The organism is Arthrobacter sp. NPDC080082, from assembly GCF_040686595.1.
In the GTDB taxonomy this organism is placed as follows: Bacteria; Actinomycetota; Actinomycetes; order Actinomycetales; family Micrococcaceae; genus Arthrobacter.
Genome location: NZ_JBFBKQ010000003.1, coordinates 445,074 through 469,438 on the forward strand (window position 1 = coordinate 445,074; position 24,365 = coordinate 469,438).

General features: G+C 68.8%; 24 protein-coding genes and 1 tRNA gene. 16 read left to right on the forward strand and 9 right to left on the reverse strand.

Annotated features, from left to right (window positions below):
* The first annotated feature begins 30 nt into the window (after positions 1-30).
* Together AB0O44_RS08960 and AB0O44_RS08965 are read left to right on the forward strand one after the other, a co-directional pair.
* On the forward strand, positions 31-606 hold the full coding sequence (locus AB0O44_RS08960) for a M15 family metallopeptidase (protein WP_364136626.1): 576 nt from the start codon (positions 31-33) through the stop codon (positions 604-606).
* Positions 607-833: 227 nt separating this feature from the next.
* Positions 834-1,721: an alpha/beta fold hydrolase gene (locus tag AB0O44_RS08965; RefSeq protein ID WP_364136628.1), complete on the forward strand. Its 888-nt coding sequence runs from the start codon at positions 834-836 to the stop codon at positions 1,719-1,721.
* An 81-nt stretch (positions 1,722-1,802) separates the two neighbouring features.
* Here the strand turns inward: AB0O44_RS08965 and AB0O44_RS08970 are convergent.
* The 4 genes from AB0O44_RS08970 to tmk form a co-directional block, all read right to left on the reverse strand.
* A tRNA-Thr gene (locus AB0O44_RS08970) sits at positions 1,803-1,875 on the reverse strand.
* Between the two features lie 113 nt (positions 1,876-1,988).
* Complete coding sequence (locus AB0O44_RS08975) at positions 1,989-3,572, reverse strand: alpha/beta hydrolase (RefSeq protein WP_364136630.1); 1,584 nt, start codon at positions 3,570-3,572, stop codon at positions 1,989-1,991.
* A 51-nt stretch (positions 3,573-3,623) separates the two neighbouring features.
* Positions 3,624-4,766: a DNA polymerase III subunit delta' gene (locus tag AB0O44_RS08980; RefSeq protein ID WP_364136632.1), complete on the reverse strand. Its 1,143-nt coding sequence runs from the start codon at positions 4,764-4,766 to the stop codon at positions 3,624-3,626.
* Complete coding sequence (tmk, locus tag AB0O44_RS08985) at positions 4,763-5,443, reverse strand: dTMP kinase (RefSeq protein ID WP_364136634.1); 681 nt, start codon at positions 5,441-5,443, stop codon at positions 4,763-4,765. The genes AB0O44_RS08980 and tmk overlap by 4 nt, the downstream gene beginning before the upstream one ends.
* An 87-nt stretch (positions 5,444-5,530) precedes the next feature.
* On the opposite strand from tmk, the gene AB0O44_RS08990 reads away from it, so the two are divergent.
* Both AB0O44_RS08990 and AB0O44_RS08995 read left to right on the forward strand, forming a co-directional pair.
* On the forward strand, positions 5,531-6,715 hold the full coding sequence (locus tag AB0O44_RS08990) for an aminotransferase class I/II-fold pyridoxal phosphate-dependent enzyme (RefSeq protein WP_364136636.1): 1,185 nt from the start codon (positions 5,531-5,533) through the stop codon (positions 6,713-6,715).
* Between the two features lie 9 nt (positions 6,716-6,724).
* On the forward strand, positions 6,725-7,078 hold the full coding sequence (locus AB0O44_RS08995; protein WP_290256501.1) for a DUF2516 family protein: 354 nt from the start codon (positions 6,725-6,727) through the stop codon (positions 7,076-7,078).
* On the opposite strand, the gene AB0O44_RS09000 is transcribed toward AB0O44_RS08995, so the two are convergent.
* The gene (locus AB0O44_RS09000) at positions 7,063-7,941 is read right to left on the reverse strand and encodes a class I SAM-dependent methyltransferase (protein ID WP_364136638.1); all 879 of its coding nucleotides are present in this window, start codon (positions 7,939-7,941) and stop codon (positions 7,063-7,065) included. The genes AB0O44_RS08995 and AB0O44_RS09000 overlap by 16 nt on opposite strands.
* Before the next feature lie 107 nt (positions 7,942-8,048).
* On the opposite strand from AB0O44_RS09000, the gene AB0O44_RS09005 reads away from it, so the two are divergent.
* Positions 8,049-8,795 carry a phosphoglyceromutase gene (locus AB0O44_RS09005; protein WP_364136640.1) on the forward strand — a complete coding sequence of 249 codons (747 nt, stop codon included), beginning with the start codon at positions 8,049-8,051 and terminating at the stop codon, positions 8,793-8,795.
* 100 nt (positions 8,796-8,895) lie between these two features.
* Here AB0O44_RS09005 and phoU read toward each other — a convergent pair whose 3' ends face one another.
* Positions 8,896-9,558 carry a phosphate signaling complex protein PhoU gene (phoU, locus tag AB0O44_RS09010; protein WP_364136642.1) on the reverse strand — a complete coding sequence of 221 codons (663 nt, stop codon included), beginning with the start codon at positions 9,556-9,558 and terminating at the stop codon, positions 8,896-8,898.
* Between the two features lie 206 nt (positions 9,559-9,764).
* On the opposite strand from phoU, the gene AB0O44_RS09015 reads away from it, so the two are divergent.
* Positions 9,765-10,979, forward strand: coding sequence for an ATP-binding protein (locus tag AB0O44_RS09015; RefSeq protein ID WP_364136701.1), 1,215 nt, complete (start codon positions 9,765-9,767; stop codon positions 10,977-10,979).
* Complete coding sequence (locus tag AB0O44_RS09020; protein WP_290258926.1) at positions 10,976-11,656, forward strand: response regulator transcription factor; 681 nt, start codon at positions 10,976-10,978, stop codon at positions 11,654-11,656. The genes AB0O44_RS09015 and AB0O44_RS09020 overlap by 4 nt, the downstream gene beginning before the upstream one ends.
* Before the next feature lie 106 nt (positions 11,657-11,762).
* Here the strand turns inward: AB0O44_RS09020 and AB0O44_RS09025 are convergent, their stop codons facing one another.
* The gene (locus AB0O44_RS09025; protein ID WP_364136703.1) at positions 11,763-12,332 is read right to left on the reverse strand and encodes a hypothetical protein; all 570 of its coding nucleotides are present in this window, start codon (positions 12,330-12,332) and stop codon (positions 11,763-11,765) included.
* Between the two features lie 338 nt (positions 12,333-12,670).
* Here AB0O44_RS09025 and AB0O44_RS09030 point away from each other — a divergent pair, with 338 nt between their 5' ends.
* From AB0O44_RS09030 to rlmB, 6 genes are all read left to right on the forward strand, one after another.
* Positions 12,671-13,153 (forward strand): CarD family transcriptional regulator, encoded by a 483-nt coding sequence (locus tag AB0O44_RS09030; RefSeq protein ID WP_026266570.1) that lies wholly within the window; start codon positions 12,671-12,673, stop codon positions 13,151-13,153.
* Positions 13,154-13,311: 158 nt separating this feature from the next.
* Entirely contained in the window at positions 13,312-14,112 is an 801-nt protein-coding gene (gene ispD, locus AB0O44_RS09035) for a 2-C-methyl-D-erythritol 4-phosphate cytidylyltransferase (protein WP_364136645.1), read from the forward strand.
* A 2-nt stretch (positions 14,113-14,114) separates the two neighbouring features.
* A complete protein-coding gene (gene ispF, locus AB0O44_RS09040) occupies positions 14,115-14,642 on the forward strand; it encodes a 2-C-methyl-D-erythritol 2,4-cyclodiphosphate synthase (RefSeq protein ID WP_364136647.1) in 528 nt (175 codons plus the stop codon).
* 41 nt (positions 14,643-14,683) lie between these two features.
* On the forward strand, positions 14,684-15,040 hold the full coding sequence (locus AB0O44_RS09045) for a hypothetical protein (protein ID WP_364136649.1): 357 nt from the start codon (positions 14,684-14,686) through the stop codon (positions 15,038-15,040).
* A gap of 42 nt (positions 15,041-15,082) precedes the next feature.
* A complete protein-coding gene (cysS, locus tag AB0O44_RS09050; RefSeq protein WP_364136651.1) occupies positions 15,083-16,537 on the forward strand; it encodes a cysteine--tRNA ligase in 1,455 nt (484 codons plus the stop codon).
* A 111-nt stretch (positions 16,538-16,648) separates the two neighbouring features.
* Positions 16,649-17,635 (forward strand): 23S rRNA (guanosine(2251)-2'-O)-methyltransferase RlmB, encoded by a 987-nt coding sequence (gene rlmB, locus AB0O44_RS09055; protein WP_364136653.1) that lies wholly within the window; start codon positions 16,649-16,651, stop codon positions 17,633-17,635.
* Positions 17,636-17,711: 76 nt separating this feature from the next.
* Here rlmB and AB0O44_RS09060 read toward each other — a convergent pair whose 3' ends face one another.
* Positions 17,712-18,518, reverse strand: coding sequence for a carbon-nitrogen hydrolase family protein (locus AB0O44_RS09060; RefSeq protein WP_364136655.1), 807 nt, complete (start codon positions 18,516-18,518; stop codon positions 17,712-17,714).
* A 117-nt stretch (positions 18,519-18,635) separates the two neighbouring features.
* On the opposite strand from AB0O44_RS09060, the gene glgX reads away from it, so the two are divergent.
* Genes glgX through AB0O44_RS09075 form a run of 3 tightly spaced genes read left to right on the forward strand, consistent with a single transcriptional unit; the run spans position 18,636 to position 21,641 of the window.
* Positions 18,636-20,759 (forward strand): glycogen debranching protein GlgX, encoded by a 2,124-nt coding sequence (glgX, locus tag AB0O44_RS09065; RefSeq protein ID WP_364136657.1) that lies wholly within the window; start codon positions 18,636-18,638, stop codon positions 20,757-20,759.
* A 12-nt stretch (positions 20,760-20,771) separates the two neighbouring features.
* Entirely contained in the window at positions 20,772-21,278 is a 507-nt protein-coding gene (locus AB0O44_RS09070) for a ribonuclease domain-containing protein (protein WP_364136659.1), read from the forward strand.
* A gap of 6 nt (positions 21,279-21,284) precedes the next feature.
* The gene (locus tag AB0O44_RS09075) at positions 21,285-21,641 is read left to right on the forward strand and encodes a barstar family protein (protein WP_364136661.1); all 357 of its coding nucleotides are present in this window, start codon (positions 21,285-21,287) and stop codon (positions 21,639-21,641) included.
* Positions 21,642-21,650: 9 nt separating this feature from the next.
* Here the strand turns inward: AB0O44_RS09075 and glgP are convergent, their stop codons facing one another.
* On the reverse strand, positions 21,651-24,269 hold the full coding sequence (gene glgP / locus AB0O44_RS09080) for an alpha-glucan family phosphorylase (RefSeq protein ID WP_364136663.1): 2,619 nt from the start codon (positions 24,267-24,269) through the stop codon (positions 21,651-21,653).
* Between the last annotated feature and the right edge of the window lie 96 nt (positions 24,270-24,365).

Here is a 24,365-nt window from a genome sequence, read left to right on the forward strand (position 1 = left end):
CGTCCCACCGGACTCCACCAGAATGGTGCCATGCCAGGACCTCTCGAGAACCGCGCCCAGAACGTCACCGCACAGATGCTCCCGCACACGTACCGCGAGGGTTGTCCGGTAGCCCTGGCAGACCTCTGCGCGGTCAGCTTCGATCACCTCGGCTTCGATGATGCCGTCCACGAGGGCACCCTCATCGTCCACCGGATGATCTCGGCCCCGATCTTGGAAGCCTTCACCGCGGCGCTGGAGATGGGCTTTCCCATCCAGCAGGCCATTCCCATTGACGAGCCGCCCTTTCGGGGCGACGACTTCGTTTCGATGGCAGCCAACAACACCTCGGGCTTCAACTACCGCTCCATTGCCGGCACGGACAGGGTGTCCATGCACTCATGGGGCCTGGCTCTCGACATCAACCCGGCGCTGAACCCCTACCTGGCTGAGGACGGAATCTGGTACCCGGACGCCTCAAACGTTGACCGCAGCGCCCGGCCGGGAGTCTTCACCGCAGATCATCCCCTGACCGAAATTTTTGAAGACTTGGGCTTTGAATGGGGCGGTTCATGGGCCCGGCCGGACTACCACCACTTTCAATGGCGCCGGGGAACGGCCCTGTGAGACCAAACCGTGTCCGAATGATGCACAAACGTGCGGCTAAGGCCGTCAGCATGAACTCATTTTCGCCACATCACCGGAATCCGCTGCACGAACGTTCAAGAACTCCACAACGTCACGGTCATCCTGCCAGCCTGAAGAAAGAGACGTGATCCGGATCACGTCCAGGCCAGACAAGCCACATCACGAAAGCAAGCCCTCGCGGATGAGGGCCAGCGGAAGAGGACAACATGTCTGACGGCACAAACCACTCCGGTTCGAAACGAGCCAAAGCCATCCGGGGGGCGCTGGGCGCGGCGGCGCTCCTCGGCGCATCGCTCATCGCGTCACCCGCGGCACACGCGGACACCGTCGAGGTATCCCCGCCGGGCGCCAACGACTGGTCCTGCAAGCCAACCGCGGAGCACCCCTTCCCGGTGATTCTCGTCCCGGGAACCTTCGAGAGCATGGCGAAAAACTGGGCCAGCATGGCACCAGCGCTCAAGAGTGAAGGGTACTGCGTGTACTCCCTCAACTACGGTTCCACGAACGGCGTCGATGCGACGGGCCCCATTGCCGACTCCGCCGCCCAACTCGCGCCATTTGTGGACGCCGTGCTCGCCTCCACCGGGGCGGAGAAAGTTGACCTCGTGGGACATAGCCAGGGCGGCATGATGCCTCGCTACTACATGGGATTCCTCGGCGGGGCCAAGAAGGTCAACGCCCTCGTGGGCATCGCACCGTCCAATCACGGAACGCAGGGCTTGATCACCCCCACTCCGGGCGGCCTGCCCTCGGCGACGACGGCCGGCGGATCCAACTGCCAGGCCTGCTCAGATCAGCAGGCGGGTTCGGCGTTCCTCACCAAGCTGAATTCACTCGGTGACACCCTCCCCGGTCCGGCGTACACGGTGATCTCCACGACCCACGACGAGGTCGTCACGCCCTACCAGAGCCAGTTCCTGGCAGGTCCTGCGGAGAAGGTCACCAACATCACCATCCAGGACAAATGCCCGGCAGACCCGATCGAGCACGATCAAACCCCCAATGACCCCGTCGTCCAGCGGTTGGTCTCCAACGCGCTGGGACGTCCTGCGGGACAGCCGGCCGATCCGGCGTTCCAGCCGAACTGCGTCTAAGGACAACGGGACGGCCTCCGCGGAACCCGGCTTAAAAGACAAAACCCCGCGCATTCCTCGGAATGCGCGGGGTTCTTTTCGAGCTTCCTATCAGAATCGAACTGATGACCTTTTCATTACGAGTGAAACGCTCTACCGACTGAGCTAAGGAAGCACCGCGTGAGCCTCCGGCGGACCGGGCGGATCATGCAAGAGTCAACTGTAATGGAGGGTCCGCGCCCGGGTCAAAATGACCGGAACGGGCGCGGACACGGCCCCGGAACGGCTCTAGCAGACGGTGTTGTCCGCCGGGGTTTTGCCGTCCACGAGGTACCCGTCCACGGCGTTGCCGATGCAGCTGTTGGACCGGCCGTAGGCGGTATGGCCCTCACCCTTCCAGGTCAGCAGCGAGGCCTTCCCCAGCTGCTTCCGCAGCGAACCGGCCCACTCCACCGGCGTCGCCGGGTCCCCGGTGGTGCCGATAACCACGATGTCCGTGGAGCCCTTGTACTGCACCGGCGCTGGGGTGCGCTGGCTCTTGTACGGCCAGTCCTTGCAGCTGGTGGCGCCGTAGGCGAAGTAGTAGCCCAGGGTGGGGGAGAGCTGGCGGAGGCGCTGGTCCTCGGCCCGCATCTCGGCGGTGTCCGCGTCCATCGGGTAGTCCAGGCAGTTGACGGCCGTGAAGGCAAAGGTGGAGTTCGCCGAGTAGGTCCCGTTCGGTTCCCGGTCCGCGCCGAAGTCGGAGAGCCGCAGCATGGGGGAGACATCGCCCTTCTTGGCGCTGTCTAGTGCCTGGGTCAGCAGCGGCCAGTTGTCGTCGTTGTAGAACGGCAGGATGAAGCCGCTGACGAACATCGAGGCGTTGACCACCCGGCCGTCCTTGGCGGTCTTCGGGCTGGCCTCCACGGACGCGATGATGTCCTGGATCTCCCGGATGGCGTCGTCCGCGCTGCCACTGAAGGGGCAACCGCTGTTCTGCAGGCAGTGCGTCACGTAAGCGCGGATCGCCTTCTCGAACGCCTTCGCCTGGCCGGCGGTCAGCTCCTCGTAGTTCAGCGACGGGTCCAGCGCGCCGTCCAGGACCATCCGGCCCACGTTGTCCGGGAACAGGGAGGCGTAGGTGGAGCCCAGGAATGTTCCGTAGGAGTAGCCCAGGTAGTTCAGTTTCGCGTCGTTGAGCACTCCGCGGAGCACGTCCATGTCCTTGGCGGCGCTGACGGTGTCCAGGTGGCCCAGGACCGGGCCGGTCTTCTCCGCGCACTTGGCGGCGATCACCTTGTTGTCCGCGAGGGCGTTGGCCAGGCCGGCGTCGGTGTCCAGCTTGTAGACCTTGGCGCGGCTGGCGTCCCGCTCCTGGTCGGTGAGGCAGGTAACGGGTGCGGAACGCTTGACCCCGCGCGGGTCGAAGCCGATGACGTCGTAGTTCGCCCGGACCTTGTCGGAGATGTTCGTGGCGCCCGCGTCCCGCACGAAGTCGACGCCGGACCCGCCGGGGCCGCCCGGGTTGACCAGGAGGCTGCCCTTCTTGGTGCCGCCCTTGGCCGCCAGCTTCAGGATGGCCAGCTCAATGCTGTCCCCGTCGGGCTTGCTGTAATCCACCGGGACCTTGACCTTGGCGCACTGGAAGTCGCCCTCGCAGCGGGACCAGCTCAACTGCTGGGTGTAGAAGCTGCGCAGTTCCGCCGGAGCCGCGGCCGCGATGGACGGATCCGCGGACGCGGGGGCGGCGGAGGACTGGTTGTTGCCCGACCCGAACAGCGTGCAGGACGAGAGCACCAGGGCCAGCACCAGGCCCAGTGCCAGGGCGCCGGCCGGGCGCAGGCCGGACCACGGGGGTCGGCTGCCGGCGGGCCGGGATGGTGCTGACGTCATGCGGTTCTCCTCGGGACAGACAACGTAAAAGAGCGGGACAGAAGCTGGGGGTCAGATCAGGCTGGCGGCCATGGACTCGACCGCCAGCAGGGGAGCGACGTTGGAGGTGGTGATCCGTTGCCGGGCGGTGTTGATGGCATCCATCCGCGCCAGCGTCACCTCCGGGGTGGAGCGGCCGGCGAATTCCTGGAGTTCGTCGCGGAGTTCGAGGTTGACCAGGTCCACGGCGTTGCCCATCTGGATGATCAGCACGTCGCGGTAGAAGGACAGGAGGTCCGTCAGCGTGCGGTCCAGCGAGTCCGTGATGGAGCGCTTGGCACGCCGCTTCTGGTCATCCTCCAGCTGTTTGACCTGGCCGCGCATTGCCGGCGGCAGCGGCCCGCTCTCGGGGGCGCCCAGGGTGGCCAGCAGCGCGGCCTTCTCGGCGGCGTCGCGCTCCTCGTTGGAGCTGGTGGCCTCCTCCGTGGCGATCTTCACCAGCTTGTCCGCCATCATGACGGCGGCGGTGACCCCGCGCAGGTGCAGCGGGAACCGGACCGTGTCCAGCCGGCGCTGCCGGGCGTCCGGGTCCCGGGCCAGGCGGCGGGCGATCCCCACGTGGCTCTGCGCGGCCCGGGCGGCGCGCTCGGCGACGTCGGGGGCGATCCCGTCCCGGCTGACCAGGAGGGCGGCGACGTCGGCCGCGGGCGGCAGCCGCAGGGCCACGGGGCGGCAGCGGGACCGGATGGTCACCAGCACGTCCGCGGGGGAGGGGGCGCAGAGCATCCAGATGGTCCGCGGGGTGGGTTCCTCGATGGCCTTGAGCAGCACGTTGGTGGTCCGCTCCGCCATCCGGTCCGCGTCTTCCACCACGATGATCCGCCACCGTGCCGAGGACGGCCGGTTCCCGGCGGTGGACACCAGTTCGCGGGCCTCGTCGATGGTGATGGTGACCTTCTCGGTGCGCACGAACGTCACGTCCGAGTGCGTCTCGCCGACGATGGTCTGGCAGGCGTGGCACTGCCCGCAGCCGCGGCGGGTGATGTCGTCCTGGTCGCAGTTCAGGGCCGCGGCGAAGGCCTTGGCGGCGTTGGAGCGGCCGGATCCCGGCGGCCCCGTGAAGAGCCAGGCGTGGGTCAGGCCCTCGCCCTCCGCGGCCTGCCGGAGCTGGTCGACGACGGCGGGCTGGCCCTGCAGGTCATCCCAGACACTCATGCCGAGCTGCCTTGCCGGAGCGACAGCAGCGCGTCCACCCGGCCCAGGATTTTCGCCGACAGCTCCTCGACCGGCAGGTGCGCGTCCAGGACTAGATACTGGCCCGGCCGCGCCGCCGCGAGCTCGAGGAAGGCGCCGCGGATCCGGGCGTGGAAGTCGTCCGCCTCGGATTCGAGCCGGTCCTCGGCTTCATCCCCGGCGGTGCGGCGGCGGCGCCCGTCCGCGGGGTCGACGTCGAGCAGGACGGTCAGGTCCGGCCAGAGCCCGGCGGTGGCCCACTCGTTGATCTCGCGCACCCGGTCCGTGCCCAGATGCCGGCCGGCGCCCTGGTAGGCGACGGAGGAGTCGATGTAACGGTCGGTCAGGACCACGTCGCCGCGTTCCAGGGCCGGCCGCAGGACCTGCTCGGCGTGGGCGGCGCGGGAGGCGGCGAAAATCAGCGCCTCGGTCCGGCCGTCGATCTCGCCGTGACCGTGGTCAAGCACAAGGGAGCGCAGCTTCTCGCCGATCGGGGTGCCCCCGGGCTCCCGGGTGCGCAGGACGGTGAGGCCGCGTGACTCCAGCGCCGCGGCCAGCGCGGCCGCCTGCGTGGACTTGCCGGCGCCGTCGCCGCCTTCGAAGGCGATCAACAGGCCGGGGAACGGCCCGCGGGCAGGGCCGGGAGTCTGGGAAGTCACTGCTCTAGCGTACCGACAACCACGGACACTCTGCTGGTGCGCCGTAACGCCCTGCGGGTCCCGCGCCGCCCCACGTACCCTGTCAGCATGAGTCTCTCCGAAGATCAGGCCGCCGCGCTGTCCGCCGAAACCGTCGTGGTCGCGGCGGGCCGTCCGCCGCGCGAACGCGACGCCCCGGTCAACCCGCCGCTGGTGCTGTCCTCCACCTACTTCGGCACCGGGCCGCTGGGCCCCGGCGACCGCGGCTACGGCCGGTACTCCAACCCCACCTGGGACCCGTTCGAGGAGGCCCTGGCGCAGCTGGAGGGAGCCTCGCTGCCCGGGTTGCTGTACGCCTCCGGGCTTGCGGCCGTCAGTTCGGCGCTCTCCCTGGTCCCGCCGCAGGGTGTGCTGGTGATGCCCTCGCACAGCTACGCCGGATCCCTGGTGATGGCCACCGAACTGGCCGAGGCCGGGGTGCTGGAACTGCGGACCGTGGACATCGCGGACACCGACGCCGTCCTGGCCCAGCTGGCGCCCGCGCAGGGCAAACCGGCCAGTGTGCTCTGGCTGGAGAGCCCCACCAATCCGATGCTCGGCGTCGCGGACATCCGCGCCCTCACCGCCGCCGCCCACGACGCCGGGGCCATCGTCATCACGGACAACACCTTCTCCACCCCGCTGGTGCAGCAGCCGCTGTCGCTGGGCTCCGACGTCGTGCTGCACTCGGTGACCAAGTACCTCGCCGGGCATTCCGACGTCGTCCTCGGCGCCCTTGTGACCTCGGATGAGGCGTTGCACGCCCGCCTGCTGCACCACCGCACCATCCACGGCGGGATCGCCGGGCCGTTCGAGGCCTGGCTGGCGCTGCGGGGGCTGCGCACCCTGGCGCTGCGGATCGAACGGTCGCAGGCGTCCGCCGCCATCCTCGCGGGGCGTCTGGCCCGTCATCCCCGGGTGGGCAGCATCCGGTACCCGGGACTTCCCACGGACCCCGGCCACAGGCGGGCCAAGGAACAGATGACGGGCTTCGGCTCGATCCTCTGCATCGAAATGGCTCCCGCGGCCGGGCTGAGCGGCGCGGACGCGGCGGACCGGATGATCACCGGCCTGCGGCTCTGGTTGCCCGCCACCTCCCTTGGCGGAGTGGAATCCCTGATCGAACGACGGCGCCGGCACACCGCCGAGCCGCTCAGCGTGCCGGAGAATCTGGTGCGCCTCAGCGTCGGGATCGAAAATGTCGAGGACCTGTGGGCCGATTTGGAGCAGGCCCTCGCCACGTTGGACGGTTAGGCTGGGGACATGGACGGACGCTTGCTGATTGACTTTGCCGACAGGGGAATCTACTTCCTCCTCGCCCTGGTGGCCCTGGGGCTCGAGGTGTGGGCCTTCTTCGACTGCCTGCGGCACAAGCCCAACGCGTTCGAGGCCATGTCCAAGCGCACCAAGACCTTCTGGCTCGCCCTCACCGGCGGCGCCCTGGCCATCGGCCTGCTGTCCCTGCTGGGCGGCGGCGGTGGCTTCTTTGGCCCGCTGGGTCTGTTCGGCCTCGCGGCCGTCACGGCGGCCTCCGTTTACCTCGCGGACGTTCGTCCGGCCGTCCGCGACGCCGGCCGCGGCGGCAGCCGCAACATGGGCCCTTACGGCCCCTGGTGACCCCGGCGGCCGCCCTCCGCGGCCGGTAATCCGTCGGGGGCTACCGCGGCCCAGGCCACGGACAGTTCCCCCAGCCGCCAGCGGGACGGCCTGTCCAGCACGGGCCAGCCAGCCTCCCGCAGCGCACGGCACGCTGCCATCCAGCGCTGCCGGTGCCCGAAGGAAGCCAGCGGCGCCGCCTCCACCCAGGCCTTGTCCAGTGCCTGCAGAAAGTTGTGCACCTTCTCGCCGGGGACGTTGCGGTGGATCAGGGCCTTCGGGAGACGTTCGGCAATCTCGGAGGGCAGTTCCACGGAGCCGAAGCGCAGGGACAGTCCCAGACTGATCGGACCCCCGGCGTCGAGCGCCACCCAGGTGACGTTCCGCCCGATCTCGTCGCAGGTGCCGTCGACGAAGAGCCCGCCGGGAGCCAGCCGGTCCTGGACCAACCGCCAGATCGCCGGGACGTCGGCCTCCTCATACTGGCGGAGCACGTTGAAGGCCCGCACCAGCACGGGCCGGCCGGGCACCGGCAGCTCGAAGCCGCCCAGTTGGAAGCTCAGACCGGGCCGTTCCAGCGCCTTCGCCTGGCGGACCCGCTCCGGTTCGATCTCGATGCCTACCAGGCGGACATCCGGGCGGACGGCGGAGAGCCGCTGGAAAAGTTCGACGGCGGTGGCGGGGGAGGCGCCGTAGCCGAGGTCCACCACCAGGGGGTCGGCCGCGGTGCGCAGCCGCCACGCCTGCGGCCCGGCCAGCCACCGGTCCACCCGGCGCATCCGGTTCGGGTTGGTGGTGCCGCGGGTCACGTTGCCCACCGGCCGCCCGGCGCGTGTTCCGCCCCGGGTTCCGGGGGACGCCACCCGCTCAGCCTTCTGCACCACGGCTTAACCCTAGCCTCCGGCCCGGGGTCGGGCGCAGTAGGCCCGGGTGCAGAAGCCCCGGTGTAACGGACGGCGCCTCCGCCGGGGCCTCGGCTAGGATGACAACCATGACTTACAAGCTGATCCTGCTGCGCCACGGGCACAGCGAATGGAACGCCAAGAATCTGTTCACCGGCTGGGTGGACGTGGACCTGAATGACCAGGGACGTGCCGAGGCGGTGCGCGGCGGCGAGTTGCTCGTGGAGAACAACGTCCTCCCGGACATCCTCTACACCTCGCGCCTGAAGCGGGCCATCAACACCGCCAACCTGGCCCTCGACAAGGCGGACCGCGGCTGGATCGACGTCAAGCGCGACTGGCGCCTGAACGAGCGCCACTACGGTGCGCTGCAGGGCAAGGACAAGGCCCAGACCCTGGCCGAGTACGGCGAGGAGCAGTTCATGACCTGGCGCCGGTCCTACGACACCCCGCCGCCGCCCCTGGCCGATGACTCCGAGTTCTCCCAGGTGGGCGACCCGCGGTACAAGGACCTCGGCGACGAGATGCCCCGCACCGAATGCCTCAAGGACGTCCTGGTCCGCCTCCTGCCGTACTGGGAATCGGACATCAAGGAAGACCTGAAGGCCGGAAAGACCGTGCTGGTCACCGCCCACGGCAACTCCCTGCGCGCCCTGGTCAAGCACCTGGACGGGATCAGCGACGAGGACATCGCCGGCCTGAACATCCCCACCGGCATCCCGCTGGTCTACGACCTCGACGAGGACTTCAAGCCACTGAACCCGGGCGGAACCTACCTCGACCCGGAGGCCGCGGCCGAGTCCATCAAGGCCGTGGCGAACCAGGGCAAGAAGTAGCCCCGGAAGTTCCCCGGAAACGTCGACGGCGGCCGTCCACCCCCAAGGTGGCCGGCCGCCGTCGTGTGTTTCTCCAGCGGTACTGGCGGTACTGCCGGTACTAGCTGTGCTCGATGCTGTTCGGGTGCCAGGCGCCGGTGACCAGGTAGGTCACCTTCTGTGCCACGGACACGCCGTGGTCGGCGAAGCGCTCGAAATAGCGGCTGGCCAGGGCCACGTCCACGGTGGTGGCGGCGGACTCGGCCCAGTCGCTGCGGGCGATCGCCTTGAACACGGACAGGTGCAGGTCGTTGACGGTGGTGTTGGCCTTCAGGATGTCCCGGGCCACCTCAAGGTCGCGGGTCTCCAGCAGGATGGTCAGCTTCTCCGCGATCTCCAGGTCCGCCTTGGCGAACTCCCGGAACGTGTCCTGCAGCTGGGCGGGAATGACGTTGGCCGGGTAGCGGAGCCGGGCCAGCTGGGCGATGTGCCGGGCCAGGTCTCCCATGCGCTCCAGCGATGCGCTCATCCGCAGCGAGCCGACGATCATGCGCAGGTCGCTGGCTACCGGGCCCTGGAGGGCCAGGATGTCGATGGCGCGTTCGTCGAGGCTGTTCTGCAGGAAGTCGATGCGGGCATCGGCGGCGATGACATCCTCGGCGAGGTCGACGTCGGCGCCCTCGAAAGCGGTGGTGGCCTTCTCGAAGGCCTCGCTGACCAGCTTGGAAATCTCTACGAGCTGTTCACCGACCTGGGCGAGCTCTTCCTGAAAAACCTTACGCACGGGGCGTCCTTTCCTCGTCGACGTCGCGGACGGCCGCTGGGCCGGCAACGTCTGGTTTCGCCGTAGCGGCGTTCAACCTGCCACCCTGCCACTCGTCGGTGAACTGTTGCGCCCCACTAGATGAACGTTAGCTGAACCAGCCCCGGAACCGCACACGTTTTCGATTGAGCCGCCCGCGCACCGCATAAGCTGGAGCCGTGGATCCAATGCTCATCGGTGTGATCGCCGGCCTCATCGGCCTGGCGCTCGGCGTCTTCGGCGTGCTCGCGTTCCGCCTCAGCGAACAGCAGCGCCGGATCAGCGACGTCGAGACCGACGAACCCTCCCTGCCCGAGGGCGCCGCCGAGGTCCTGGCCGTCCTGGGCCGGGCGTTCGTGGTGGTGGACGCGATCGACGGCGTCGTCCGGGCCAGTCCCGCCGCCTATGCCTACGGCCTGGTCCGCGGCCACACCGTGGTCCACCAGCAGCTGCTCGAGCTGACCGCCAAGGTCCGCCGCGACGGCGTTATCCTCGAGAAGCAGCTCGAACTGCCCCGCGGCCCGCTCGGCCAGGGGACCCTGATCGTCCAGGTCCGCGCAGCCATGCTCGGTGAGGAATACATCCTGCTCCTGGCCGATGACCGCACCGAGATCACCCGCACCGAGGAGATCCGCAACGACTTCGTCGCCAACGTATCGCACGAGCTGAAGACCCCCGTCGGGGCCATTTCGCTGCTGGCCGAGGCGCTGGAGGCTTCCCCGGATGACGAGGAAGCGGTCCGCCGCTTCGCCAAGCGGATGCACAAGGAGTCCACCCGTCTTGCCGCCCTGGTGCAGGACATCATCGAACTCTCCCGCCTGCAGGGCGCCAACGTCGCCCAGGCCGCACATCCGGTGGACATCAACACCGTCGTCGCCGAGGCCGTGGACCGCTCCCAGCTGCCGGCCGAGAGCAAGAACATCGACATCGTGGTCGGCGGTCGGACAGATGCGATGGTCTACGGCGACCAGGACCTCCTCGTCACGGCCCTCCGCAACCTGATCGACAACGCCATCCGCTACTCGCCGGAGAACACCCGCGTCGGCGTCGGAGTCCGCTCCCGCGACGGCCTGGTGTCCGTCTCCGTGACGGACCAGGGCGAGGGCCTGAGCCCGGAGGACCAGGAGCGCGTGTTTGAGCGCTTCTACCGGGTGGACTCCGCGCGTTCCCGCCACACCGGGGGCACCGGGCTGGGCCTGAGCATCGTCAAGCACGTCATGGCCAACCACGGCGGCGAGGTCACGCTCTGGTCCCGGCCGGGCCAGGGTTCCACCTTCACCCTCCGGCTGCCGGAGATGGAAGGCCAGGACGCCCCCGCGGGCGATCCGCGCCGGGCACCCCACAGCGAACGACCCGATCGACGCGACGCCGCCGGCGTCCATGAACAAGGAGCTAGCGCTTGAGCCGGATTCTTATTGTCGAGGACGAGGAGTCCTTCAGCGACCCGCTGTCCTTCCTCCTGGGGAAGGAAGGGTTCGAGGTGGAGGTCGTGGACAACGGCCTCGATGCAATCACCGAGTTCGACCGCAACGGCGCCGACCTGGTCCTCCTGGACCTGCAGCTGCCCGGGCAGTCCGGCACTGAGGTCTGCCGGCAGCTGCGGCAGCGCTCCTCCGTCCCGGTCATCATGCTGACCGCCAAGGACGCCGAGATCGACAAGGTGGTGGGCCTGGAACTTGGTGCCGACGACTACGTCACCAAGCCCTATTCCTCCCGCGAGCTCGTCGCCCGCGTCCGGGCCGTGCTGCGTCGGCACGGCGAACCGGAAGAACTGGTTTCCAGCACCGTCCAGGCGGGCCCGGTCCGGATGGACGTCGAACGGCACGTGGTCAGCGTCCAGGGCGAGCAGGTCTCGCTGCCGCTGAAGGAGTTCGAACTTCTGGAGATGCTGCTGCGCAATTCCGGCCGCGTCCTGACCCGCGGGCAGCTGATCGACCGGGTCTGGGGATCGGACTACGTCGGCGACACCAAGACCCTCGACGTGCACGTCAAGCGGCTGCGCAGCAAGATCGAGCCGGACCCTTCTGCGCCGCGGCACCTGATCACCGTCCGCGGCCTGGGCTACAAGTTCGAACCCTAAACCTACCGAGTGCGCGCAGTCGGCCCGATAGAGACCGGGGCGGCATAACAAAGGAGCGGCACCCCGCGAGGGGTGCCGCTCCTTTGTTTGTGGTGCCCGGTGCCGGTTAGCGGCTGGCCGTCGGGGTCGGCGTCGCGGATGCCCGTGCCGAGGTCGACGACGACGGCGACGCCGAGCTCGAGGAGGTGGCCGTAGGGGTCGGGGTCGGGATGTACTTCTTGTAATCCGCGATCGTGCCGTCCAGTACCGGCATGTTGAACTTTGCCTTCATGTTGGTGGCGCTCTCGGAGAGAGTGACCTCCACCAGCGAACCGGGCTTCCCGCCGGTGGTGCTCAGGGTTGCCGAGTCGGTGCTGTCGTTGAGCAGTACGTAGGAGTTTTTCTTGACCGGCACCTGGGTCTGCGAGCCGCTGGCACCGTTGATGGTCAGCGTGATGTCGTTGGACGAGGTGTTGTACACGGCACCGAGCACGCGGCCGGGCTTGTTCTCACCGTCGGAGACGATCATCATGTTGCGCAGCTGCACCGGGCCGAGGTCCGTGCGGGTTCCGTCGGAGGCGGAGTACTGCACCGAGGTCTGCTGGGGGTTGATGTAGCCGCAACCGGAGACGGACAGCAGGCCAATGCCAAGTGCCGCCGTTGCCATTGCCAGCTTGCCGCGCCGGCCCGGGGTCATCGCAGTGAAACGCACGTCACGCACTCCTTGAGAGTCTTGAAACAGTATTCAGCCATAGCCTATCGGCAACCGGGCCCAAACGAGGATTCCTAAGCCTCCCCGGTGACGCCATGCGGGGACCCGTGAAGCGGGCACCGGGCTCCCCGGCGTCGTCGTCGAAGACCTCCCGCGGCACCTTGGCGCGGCCCGCGCAATGCACTATTATCCGCATCCGTCAAGGGGTTTGAGCCGCCGATTGGGGCCATTTTCCGCGGAATCTCGCGGTTTCTCCGCCGGAACCATGCCAGTCGTATGCCTTAATCGTGATAAACTGGTCTGCGGGAAAGGGGAATGTCCACATGGTTTTTGAGGTCGGCGAGACAGTAGTTTACCCTCACCACGGTGCAGCAAAAATTGAAGAGATCAAGATGCGCACTGTCAAGGGCGAAGAGAAAATGTATCTCAAGCTCAAGGTGGCTCAGGGTGATCTGACCATTGAAGTTCCAGCAGAAAACGTTGACCTTGTTGGGGTCCGCGACGTAGTGGGCAAGGAAGGACTGGAGCACGTGTTCGACGTGCTTCGTGCCGAGTTCACTGAAGAGCCCACCAACTGGTCGCGTCGTTACAAGGCAAACCTGGAAAAGCTTGCTTCCGGTGACGTGATCAAGGTGGCCGAGGTCGTCCGCGACCTGTGGCGCCGCGACCACGACCGGGGTCTCTCCGCAGGGGAGAAGCGCATGCTGGCCAAGGCCCGCCAGATTCTGATCTCAGAACTGGCTCTGGCTGAGAAGACCGACGAAGAGAAGGCTGCAAGCGTTCTCGACGAGGTTTTGGCTTCCTAACTAAGAATCGAACCCCGGTGGCGTCAGGCCGCCGGGGCTTCTTTTTGCCCAAAACCTTCCCAACTGACTCGCAGTAGGTGCCGTCTTGGGCCCTCAAAACGGCAACAACTGCCAGCTAGTTGGGTGCCGGCCGTGGACCGGGACGTAGGCTTGACCGCATGACTACTCCATCGGCCGCCCCCGTCACGGCGGTCATCCTCGTGGCCGCCGGATCCGGCCAGCGGCTGGGTTACGGGATGCCCAAGGCCAAGGTTCCCCTGGGCGGGGACAGCATCCTCATTCACGCCCTCCGCGGGGTCGCCGCCGCCGGGGTCGCCCGGCAGATCTGCGTCGCGCTCCCGCCCGGAGACCGGGACCTGGCCGCGCAGTGCGAGGCGTTCGCCGAGGAACTGCGCAACGGCGGCGGGAACGGGGCGGAGGCCCCCGAGATCACGGCCGTCGACGGCGGTGCCAGCCGCGCCGATTCGGTGCGCGCCGCCCTGGCCGCCCTGCACCCGGACACCCGGTCCGTCCTGGTGCACGACGCCGCCCGCGCCCTGGCACCGGAGGCCGTCTTCCACCGGGTGGCCGAGGCCCTGGCCGCCGGAGCGCTGGCCGTCATCCCCGTCTTGCCCGTGGTGGACACGGTGAAGACCGTCGCCCGGACCACCGGCCCCGACGCGGACATCGCCCCGGAACTGGTCACCGGCACGGCGCCCCGGGAGGCCCTCCGCGCCGTCCAGACCCCGCAGGGCTTTAGCCTGGACACCCTCCGCCGGGCCCACGAATCCGCGGAAGGACTCGACGAAGCCCAGGCGGCCGCCGTCACCGACGACGCCATGCTGGTGGAACTGCTGGGCGTTCCCGTCCACGCGGTCCGTGGTGCCAGCCAGTCGCTGAAGATCACCACCCCGCTGGACCTGATCCTCGCCGAGGGCCTGCTTGAGGGTCCGCTCGGCGTCCGCTGGGTGGAGGGCTGACCATGGACCCGAAGCAACGGCCCCTGCTGCCGCGCACCGGCATCGGCATCGACGTCCACGCCTACGCCCCGGACGAGGCGCCCCAGCCGCTCTGGCTCGGCGGCCTCCACTGGGAGGGTGAGCGCGGGCTGGCCGGCCACTCCGACGGCGACCCGGTGGCCCACGCGGCGGCCGACGCCCTGTTCTCCGCCTGCGGCATCGGCGACCTCGGCACCCACTTCGGCACGGACCGGCCCGAATACGCCGGAGCCTCCGGCGTCACCCTGCTGTCCGCGGCCGCCCGGATCGTCCGCGCCGCGGGCTGGGAGATCGGCAACATCGCCGTGCAGTTCGTCGCCAATAGACCCAAGTTCGGGCCGCGCAGGGAGGAGTCCCAGCGGGTGCTCAGCGAGGCCGCCGGAGCCCCTGTCAGCGTCACCGCCACCACCAGCGACGGCCTCGGCTTCACCGGCCGCGGCGAGGGCATCGCGGCCACCGCCACCGCCCTGGTCTACCCGGCCGACTCCGCCGGCGGCGCCGATCTGGCCTAGGCTTAACGGACAACCCCCGCCCGGAACGTCAGGAGTTTCCCGTGAAAAAGCTAGCCCCCGCCGTCGTCCTCGCCACAGGACTGCTGCTGGCCGGGTGCGCCGGATCCACCCCGCCTGCCGCCAGCCCCACGCCGTCGCGCATGAGCGTGGACGAGAGCTGCAAGTTCCTGAACACGGACACCTTCGTGCCCACGGGTACCGACAAGGACAAAGCCGGGCAGATCAGCAAGCACTATCAGGAGGTCGCGGACAAGGTGGCCCCCGAGGTGGCTGACCCCATCCAGAAGATGGCCGACGTCATGAAGCAGGTCGCGGGCAGCTCCACCGGAGTCCAGACCACGGACCAGCTCAACCAGCTGCGCCAGAACATGGACCAGATCGGCCAGCACTGCAAGTAACGGACCGGCCGGCGGCAACACCGCATCGGCTAGTCTGGACCGGTGACACTGCGCTTCTATGACACTGCATCCGCCGAAGTCCGCGACTTCGTCCCCCTGGTTCCGGGGAAGGTAAGCCTCTACTACTGCGGCGCCACGGTGCAGGGCATGCCGCACGTCGGTCACATCCGCTCAGCGATCGCCTTCGACCAGCTCACCCGCTGGCTGCAGTACCGCGGCTTCCGGGTCACCACGGTCCGCAACGTCACGGACATCGACGACAAGATCCTCGCCAAGTCCGCCGAGTCGTTCGCGCCCGCGTTCGACGAGGGCGACGGCACCGTCCGCGAAGAGGAATGGTGGGCGCTGGCCTACCGTTACGAGCAGGAATTCCGTAAGGCGTATGACACCCTGGGTGTCTCCAGGCCCACCTACGAGCCGCGCGCCACGGGCCACATCCCCGAGATGCACGCCCTGATTCAGCTGCTGATCGACCGCGGCCACGCCTACCCGGCCCTCGACGACTCCGGCGACGTCTACTTCGATGTCCGCTCCTGGTCCGCCTACGGGTCCCTGACCCGGCAGAAGATCGAGGACATGCAGGGCGCCCCCGACGCCGACCCGCGCGGCAAGAAGGACCCCCGCGACTTCGCGCTCTGGAAGGGCCACAAGGACGGCGAACCGACGACGGCGAGCTGGGCCTCCCCGTGGGGCGCCGGTCGCCCGGGCTGGCACCTCGAATGCTCCGCGATGGTCACCAAATACCTCGGCACCGAGTTCGACATCCACGGCGGCGGCCTGGACCTGCGCTTCCCGCACCATGAGAACGAGATGGCCCAGTCCCAGGCGGCCGGCCACGGCTTCGCGAACTTCTGGATGCACAACGGCATGGTCACCTACGCCGGCGAGAAGATGTCCAAGTCCATCGGCAACACAATCAGCCCGGCCGAGATGCTCGAACTCGCCCCGCCGCGGGTGGTTCGGTATTACCTCGGCCAGGCCCAGTACCGCTCGGTGCTGGACTACCAGCCGACTTCGCTGCAGGAAGCCGCCGCCGCCGTCGAGCGCATCGACGGGTTCATCAGCCGCGCCGTGCGCGCCCTGTCCGACGGCGGGAACTACAGCTTCTCCACCTACGGCGCCGTCCCCGAGGCGTTCGAACGCGCCATGGACGACGACCTCAACGTCCCGCAGGCCCTCGCCGTCCTGCACGAGACCGTCCGGGCCGGCAACACCGCATTGACCGACGGCCGGACCGAGGACGCCCGCCAGGCCCTGCACCACGTCCACGACATGCTGCGGGTCCTCGGCCTGAACGACACCGCTGCCCCCGCCGTGGACGGCCAGGCCACCACCGCGCTCGGCGTGCTGGTGGAGGCGCAGCTGGCAGCCCGGGCGCAGGCGAGGGCGGCCAAGGACTGGGCCGCCTCCGACGCCATCCGGGACACCTTGGCCGCGGCCGGCGTCGTCGTCGAGGACGGCGCGGACGGTGCCAGCTGGAGCATCAAGCGCGGCTGAGCCCCGGCGGCCGTGCGGGCCGCCGCACCCGCGCGGTCGAGGATTTAACCCGAGTCAGTAGACTGGAGTCCAGACTTATCAACGATTCGCGTACTTCAAAGGGTGAAACTCATGGCCAATAACGGTCGCCGCTCGGTCAAACAGAAGAAGGGTCCCACCGTCGGGACCGGCGGCCATGGCCGTAAGGCTCTCGAAGGCAAGGGCCCCACTCCCAAGGCGGAGGACCGGGTCTACCACAAGGCCCACAAGAACAAGCAGCTCGCGGAGCGCTCCGCCGCCAAGCGCGGTACCGGAGCCCGCAGCGCCGGCGCCCGCTCTGGCCCCAAGGGCCGCGCCACCGAGGAAGTCGTCACCGGACGCAACTCCGTGGTCGAGGCGCTCCGCGCCGGGATCCCCGCCAAGGCCCTGCACGTGGCCATCCGCATCGAGATGGACGACCGGGTCAAGGAATCCCTGAAAATCGCGGCCGAGCGCGGCATTCCCCTGCTGGAAACCGGCAAGCCCGAGCTGGACCGGATGACCGACGACGCGATCCACCAGGGCCTGGTCCTGCAGATCCCGCCGTACGAGTACCAGGACGCTTACGAGCTGGCCGAGGCAACCGTCGAGGCGTGGAAGGTGGGCCACATCGCCAACGCCCCGCTCTTCGTCGCCCTCGACGGCATCACCGATCCCCGCAACCTCGGCGCGATCATCCGTTCCGTCTCCGCGTTCAGCGGCCATGGCGTGATCGTCCCCGAGCGCCGGTCCGTCGGCGTGACCGCCTCGGCCTGGAAGACCAGCGCCGGCGCGGCGGTCCGCGTCCCGGTGGCCCGCGCCGCGAACCTCAACAGCACGCTGAAGGCGTTCAAGAACATGGGCATCTTCGTCCTCGGCCTGGACGGTGACGGCGACGTCTCACTGCCGGACCTGGCGCTGGCGAAGGAACCGGTCTGCATCGTGGTCGGCTCCGAGGGCAAGGGCCTGAGCCGCCTGGTCCGCGAGAACTGCGACCAGATCGTCTCCATCCCGATCGACTCCGCGATGGAATCGCTCAACGCCTCGATGGCCGTGGGCATCTCGCTCTACGAGATCTCCCGCCAGCGCGCCACCAAGTAAATCGCACCGCGGACGCTCCCTCACCTCAGGTGAGGGAGCGTTGTGGTTTAAGTCGCCGGATGTGGGGGCGCGTCGGCTAGAAGCGGTGGCGGTTGGCGAGGACCGGGAGGCTCTTGCGGGCGGCATCGACCTCGGCGGGGTCCAGGTCCACGAACAGCAGGTCCGGTTCCGCGCCGAGTTCGGCGATCGCCTCGCCGAAGGGGGAGGCGACCAGGGAATGCCCGACGCCGGTGGGGGCGGTGCCCCGGACCTCGAGTCCGGCGCTGGCCGGGTCGGCCTGACCGCAGGCCACCACGAAGCTGGTCGAGTCGGCGGCGCGGGCCCGTGCCAACAAGGTCCACTGCTCAGCCTTGCCCGGCCCGCTGCCCCAGGAAGCGCTGACCAGGGTCACGACGGCGCCGCGGTCGGCGAGCTCCGTGAACAGGTCCGGGAAACGCACGTCGTAGCAGGTGGCGAGGCCCACGGTGACGCCGCCGACGTCGAACGTCACCGGCTCGGTGCCCGCCTCCACCGTGTCGGACTCGGCGAACCCGAAGGCGTCGAAGAGGTGGATCTTGTCGTAGCTGGCGGCAACGCCCGGCCCGGTGGCGAGCAGGGTGTTCCGGACCCGGGGCGATCCGTCCTTGGCCGCACCCGGCGTGAACATGCCGGCCACCACCACCAGGTCCTGCTCCGCGGCGATGGCCCGGACGGCCGAGGCCCACGGGCCATCCAGCGGTTCGGCGATGTCCACCAGCGAGTTGCCGAAGGCCCGCATGGTGGCCTCCGGGAAGACCACCAGGTCCGCTCCGCCTGCCTTGGCCCGCGCGGCATACTCCCGGACAAGGTCAATGTTCCGGTCCAGATCGCGGCCGGTGATGATTTGCGCCAGTGCTATCCGCACGGTTACCTCCAGTTCGGTGCCTGCCTCCAGTATGCCGCGCCCGGACGTTCCAGAGTTCCGTCGTAACCCGACCGCGCGGAGAGGGTGCGGGAGGCGGCCCCGGCTAAGCTATGACCAATGGTCAAGTCCTTTGTAGATTCCGCAACGACCGTGGATGCCTCACGGCCGCTTCCGCTGGGACTAAGCGTGCCGCGCACCGGCTCCCCGGAGACCGATGATCCGCGCGGTTCATCGGTGAACGTGGCCGTCTATGCCCCCGCCGTCGCCACCCTCGAGGTGGTTTACCAAGCCCCAGGCCGCGGCTGGCAGGTCAAGGCACTGCCGAACGTCACCGCCGGCGTGCACCACGGCATCGTCGAGGGGCTGCCGGTCGGCTCCCGCTACGGGCTGCGGGCGGCGCCGGAGGCTGAGGCCCTGCCCGTCCCGGTTCCCACCCAGGATTTCGACGACGACGGCGTGCAGCCGCTGCTGCTCGACCCCTACGGCCGCGCCGTCGATCAGCGGGAGAAGCTGATCACCAATGTCCGGATGTCCGGCGACTTCGACTGGGGCGTGGACCGTGCCCCGGCCACGCCGTGGCGCGACACCATCATCTACGAGGCGCACGTGCGCGGGCAGACCATGCTCCACCCGGACATTCCGGAGCACCTGCAGGGCACCTATGCCGGAATGGCGCACCCCGCCATGGTCGAGCACCTGGTCTCGCTGGGCGTCACGGCGGTCCAGCTGTTGCCGGTCCACTTCCACCTGGACGAGGCCCACCTGCAGAACCTGGGCCTGACCAACTACTGGGGCTACAACACGGCCGCCTTCTTCGCCCCGCACCCGGACTATGCCACCCAGGCCGCCCGCGACGCCGGGCCGCAGGCGGTGCAGGACGAGTTCAAGGGCATGGTCAAGCTGCTTCACGCGGCCGGCCTCGAGGTGATCCTCGACGTCGTCTTCAACCACACCGCCGAGGCCGGTCCGGACGGGCCAACGCTCAGCTTCCGGGGCCTGGGCGAGCTGCAGTACTACCGCCACGACGGCCAGGGACGCTACGTGGACACCACCGGCTGCGGCAACTCCCTGAACTTCGGCGAACCGCGCGTGGTGCAGCTGGTCCTCGACTCCCTGCGGTACTGGGTCAACGAGTTCCACGTCGACGGCTTCCGCTTCGACCTTGCCGTCACGCTCTGCCGGAACGCGGCCAACGAGTTCGACCCCCGGCACCCGTTCCTGGTGGCCGTCGCCGCCGATCCGGTCCTTTCCGAGACCAAGCTGATCGCCGAACCCTGGGACGTCGGCTACGGCGGCTGGCAGACCGGCCGGTTCCCGCCCGGCTGGGTCGACTGGAACGACCACTTCCGCGACGCCGTCCGCAGCTTCTGGCTGGCGGACCGGGCCGCCATCGAGTCCGGCGGCCACGGCGGCCACGGCGGCTCCGTGGCGAAGCTGGCCGACGCCCTCTCCGGCTCCGCGGCGCTGTTTGCCGGCTCCGGCCGGAACCGGCTGGCCTCGGTCAACCTCATCACCGCGCACGACGGGTTCACCCTTGCGGACCTGGTCTCCTACGACCGCAAGCACAACGAGGCCAACGGCGAGCAGAACCGGGACGGCCATGGCGACAACCGCAGCTATAACCACGGCTTCGAGGGCCCCACCGAGGACGAGGCCATCCTGGCCAAGCGCGCGCAGAGCAGCCGCAACCTGATGGCCTCGCTGATGATCTCGCAGGGCGTGCCGATGATCACCGCCGGCGACGAGGTGGGACGCACCCAGCAGGGCAACAACAACGCCTACTGTCAGGACAACCCGCTGACCTGGATCGACTGGACCAGCACCCCCGAATCGCACTCGATGCTGCGCAGCACCAAGCGCGTCATCCGGCTGCGCAAGGAGTTCCTCGCCGGCCAGCCGCACGACTACCCGGCCCGGGAGCGGCAGTCCTACTTCCACTGGTTCGACGTCGACGGCCGGCAGATGTCCGCCGAACGCTGGCAGGACCCCGCCCACCGGGTGGTTCAGCTGCTGGTGGGTTCCGACGTCGGCCGTGTGGTGGGCCTGGTGGTGGTCAACGGCGGTGCCGACGACGTCAAGGTCACCCTGCCGCCGGTCCCGCACGACGACGGCACCGGCCACCGGATCTACGAACTGCGGCTCACTACCTCGGAGTGGCACGACCGCCGGCAGGGCGTCCGGATCGCCTCCGGTGAACGCGACGTGGTCCAGGCGAACAGCATCAGCATCTACCGCATCTAGGGGGAACCGGAGATGACCACCAAACGCCTCAGCACCCTGATCGGGGCGCTCCTGACCCTGGCGGTGCTCGTGCTGGTGGTCGCCGGGATCCCGCGGACGGGCGACTCCCCGGGCAGTGCAACGTCGCCGGCCCAAACCAGTGCCGCCGCCAGCGCCGGCGTCTCTGCCAGCCCCAAGCCCTCCGGAGGGCCGGCGGCAGCGCGGCCCACGGGCACCGGCGTCGCGAACCCGTCCCGGCTGCCCGAGGTCAAGGCGTCGGATTTGCCGGCCGAGGCGCGGCAGGTCCTGGTGTTGATCGCGCGCGGCGGGCCCTACCCGTACAGCAGGGACAACATCACCTTTGGCAACTTCGAGCGGGTGCTGCCGCAGAAGCCCTCGGGCTACTACCGGGAGTTCACGGTTCCCACGCCCGGCGAGTCGGACCGCGGCGCACGGCGGATCATCGCCGGAGACGCGGGGGAGAAGTACTACACCGCGGACCACTATTCATCGTTTTCATTCATCGCCGAAGGCAAGTAGGGACCCATGAAAATCTACTCCGCAGACACCTGGACGCCCGAGGAGCTGCAGGCGCAGGTCCGCGACGCTGGCCGCCGGACCCTGATCGTCCCCGCCGCCAACACTAAGAAAGAGGTCCTCGCCGCCTTCGGCGAGGTGCTGGACTTCCCCGAGCACTACGGCGTGAACCTCGACGCCCTCAACGATTCCCTGCACGACTTCGCCGACGCCGCGGGCGACGACGGACACGGCCCGGTCACAGTCATCTGGCAGGTCCCCGCAGCCTTCCGCGCCGACCGGGCCTTCGGCGTCATCTGCGAAATCCTGCAGGACACCGAAAGCTACGCCGGCAAGGACCTCAGGGTCATCACCGTCTGCCTGTAGTCGACCAGGTCAGGCGTTGACGATGAGTCCGAGTTCGGCCTTCGACGCCAGGCCGGCGTGCTTGGGCAGCACCCGGATGGTGTAGCCGAAGGACCCGGAGCGGTCGATCACCAGGGTGCCGCTGAACAGGTAGCGGCCCTTGCCCAGGTCCTCCACGGTGGTCAGCTCCACGACGGTGACGTCCGTGAGCTCGTCGCTGTCCTCGGCGCGGCCGTAGGCCACCTCCACGGCGACGTCCTCCGGCGGCAGGTCGTGCAGCGCGATGTAGGCGTTGACCTGCAGGTCGTCGCCGATCTGCGGGTCCTCGGAGACGCCGACGGAGTCCACGTGCTCCACCTGGATCTGCGGCCACGCGGCGCGGACCGTGGAACACCAGGCGGCCAGCGACTTCGCCTCGGCGTAGCCGTGCGCGGACGCCTGGCGGCCGGCAAGCGCGGCGGGCCGGTACAGGACGTTGACGTAGTCCTTGAGCATTCGCTCCGCGGACACCGCCGGTCCCAGGTGGGTCATGGTGTGCTTGATCATGGACACCCAGTGGGTGGGGACCGCCTGCGGCCCGGACTGGGACGGCCCGGCCGCACCGGCGCCGTCGGAGACCGTGAGGCCGTAGAACTTTGGCGCCACCTGGGTCTCGAGCAGCTCGTACAGGGCGGCCGCCTCGATATCGTCGCGTTCCTCGGGGGACGCGTCGTTGTTGGCGGTGGGGATCGCCCAGCCGTTCTCGCCGTCGTACATTTCATCCCACCAGCCGTCCAGCACCGAGAGGTTCAGGGAGCCGTTGATGGCCGCCTTCATCCCGGAGGTGCCGCAGGCCTCGAGCGGGCGCAGCGGGTTGTTGAGCCAGACGTCGCAGCCGGGGAAGAGCGTGCGGGCCATCGCGATGTCGTAGTTGGGCAGGAAGACGATCCGGTGCCGGACCGCGGGGTCGTCGGTGAACCGGACCAGGTCCTGGATCATCTTCTTGCCCGCGTCGTCCGCCGGGTGCGACTTGCCGGCGATGACCAGCTGGATGGGGTGGGTCTCGTGCAGCAGGAGCGCCTTGAGCCGCGCGGGATCGCGGAGCATCAGGGTGAGCCGCTTGTAGGTCGGAACGCGGCGGGCGAAGCCGACCGTGAGGACGTCCGGGTCGAGGACGGAATCGGTCCAGGACAGCTCGGCGTCGGCCGCGCCGCGCTTCTTCCACGCCGCGCGGAGACGGCGCCGGACGTCCTCCACCAGGGAGACCCGCATCTCCCGGCGTAGCGCCCAGAGCTCTTCGTCGCTGACGTTGTAGGCGAGGTCCCAGCGGCCCTCGGACTCGGCGTCCGCCCCGAACCGGTCACGGGCGAGCTGGGAGACACGCGGATCCACCCAGGTGGGGACGTGGACGCCGTTGGTCACCGAGGTGATCGGTACTTCCGAGTGGTCGAAGCCCGGCCAGAGCGCGGAGAACATCCCGCGCGAGACCACGCCGTGCAGCTTGGCGACGCCGTTGGCCCGTTGGGCCAGGCGCAGGCCCATGACGGCCATGTTGAAGACGAAGGGGTTGCCGTCGGTGAAGTCCTCCCGGCCCAGGTCCAGGATCTTATCCAGCGGGACGTCCGGGGCCAGGCCCGCGGAGAAGAAGTGCTCGATTTGGGAGATCTCAAACCGGTCGATTCCCGCGGGGACCGGGGTGTGGGTGGTGAAGACGGTGGAGGCCCGGCCGGCGGTGAGCGCCTCGTCCCAACCCAGGGCGGTGTCCCCGGACATGAGTTCCTGGATCCGTTCGACGCCGAGGAAGCCGGCATGGCCCTCATTGGTGTGGAAGACCTCCGGGGCGGGTGCCCCGGTGAGCCGCTGGTAGGCGCGCAGCGCCTTTACCCCGCCCATGCCCAGCAGGAGCTCCTGCTGCAGGCGGTGGTCGCCGCCGCCACCGTAGAGCCGGTCCGTGATGCCGCGGGCGGCGTCGTCGTTGCCGGCCACGTTCGAATCCAGCAGCAGCAGCGGCACGCGGCCGACGTCGGCGCGCCAGACGTGCGCCAGGAGCCGGCGGCCGTGGGGGAGGGGCAGGGAGATTTCCACCGGCCGGCCGTTGCCGTCCGGGGAGGCCTCGCGCAGCAGCGTCAGGGGCAGCCCGTCCGGGTCAAGCACCGGGTAGGTTTCCTGCTGCCAGGCGTCGCGGGAGAGGGACTGTTTGAAGTACCCGGCCTGGTAGAGCAGGCCGACGCCGATCAGCGGCACGCCCAGGTCGGAGGCGGCCTTCAGGTGGTCGCCGGCGAGGATGCCGAGGCCGCCGGAGTACTGCGGCAGGACCTCGGTGATGCCGAACTCGGGGGAGAAGTAGGCGATGCAGCGGGGCGCGTCCTCGCCCAGGCTCTGGTACCAGCGGGGCTGCTCAAGGTACTGGTCCAGGTCCGCGGCGGCCTCGTGTACGCGGCGCACCACATCCTGGTCCGCGGCGAGGCGCTGCAGCTCCTCCCGGCTGACCAGGCCCAGGAACGTCACCGGGTCCTGGGCGCTCTCGGCCCAGATGGCCGGGTTGAGCTGTTCGAACAACTCGCGGGTGGGCAGGTGCCACGACCAGCGAAGGTTGGTGGCCAGCCGCGCCAGGGGCCGGATCGGTTCGGGAAGAACGGTTCTGACGGTAAATCTCCGGATAGCCTTCACCTGCGAAACACTAACCGAGAACTTCGGACCCCGGAACAGTTCCGGGTTTCTTTCCGGTAAATGTCGGGCGGCGCTTCGGATGACCCCAAAAAACGG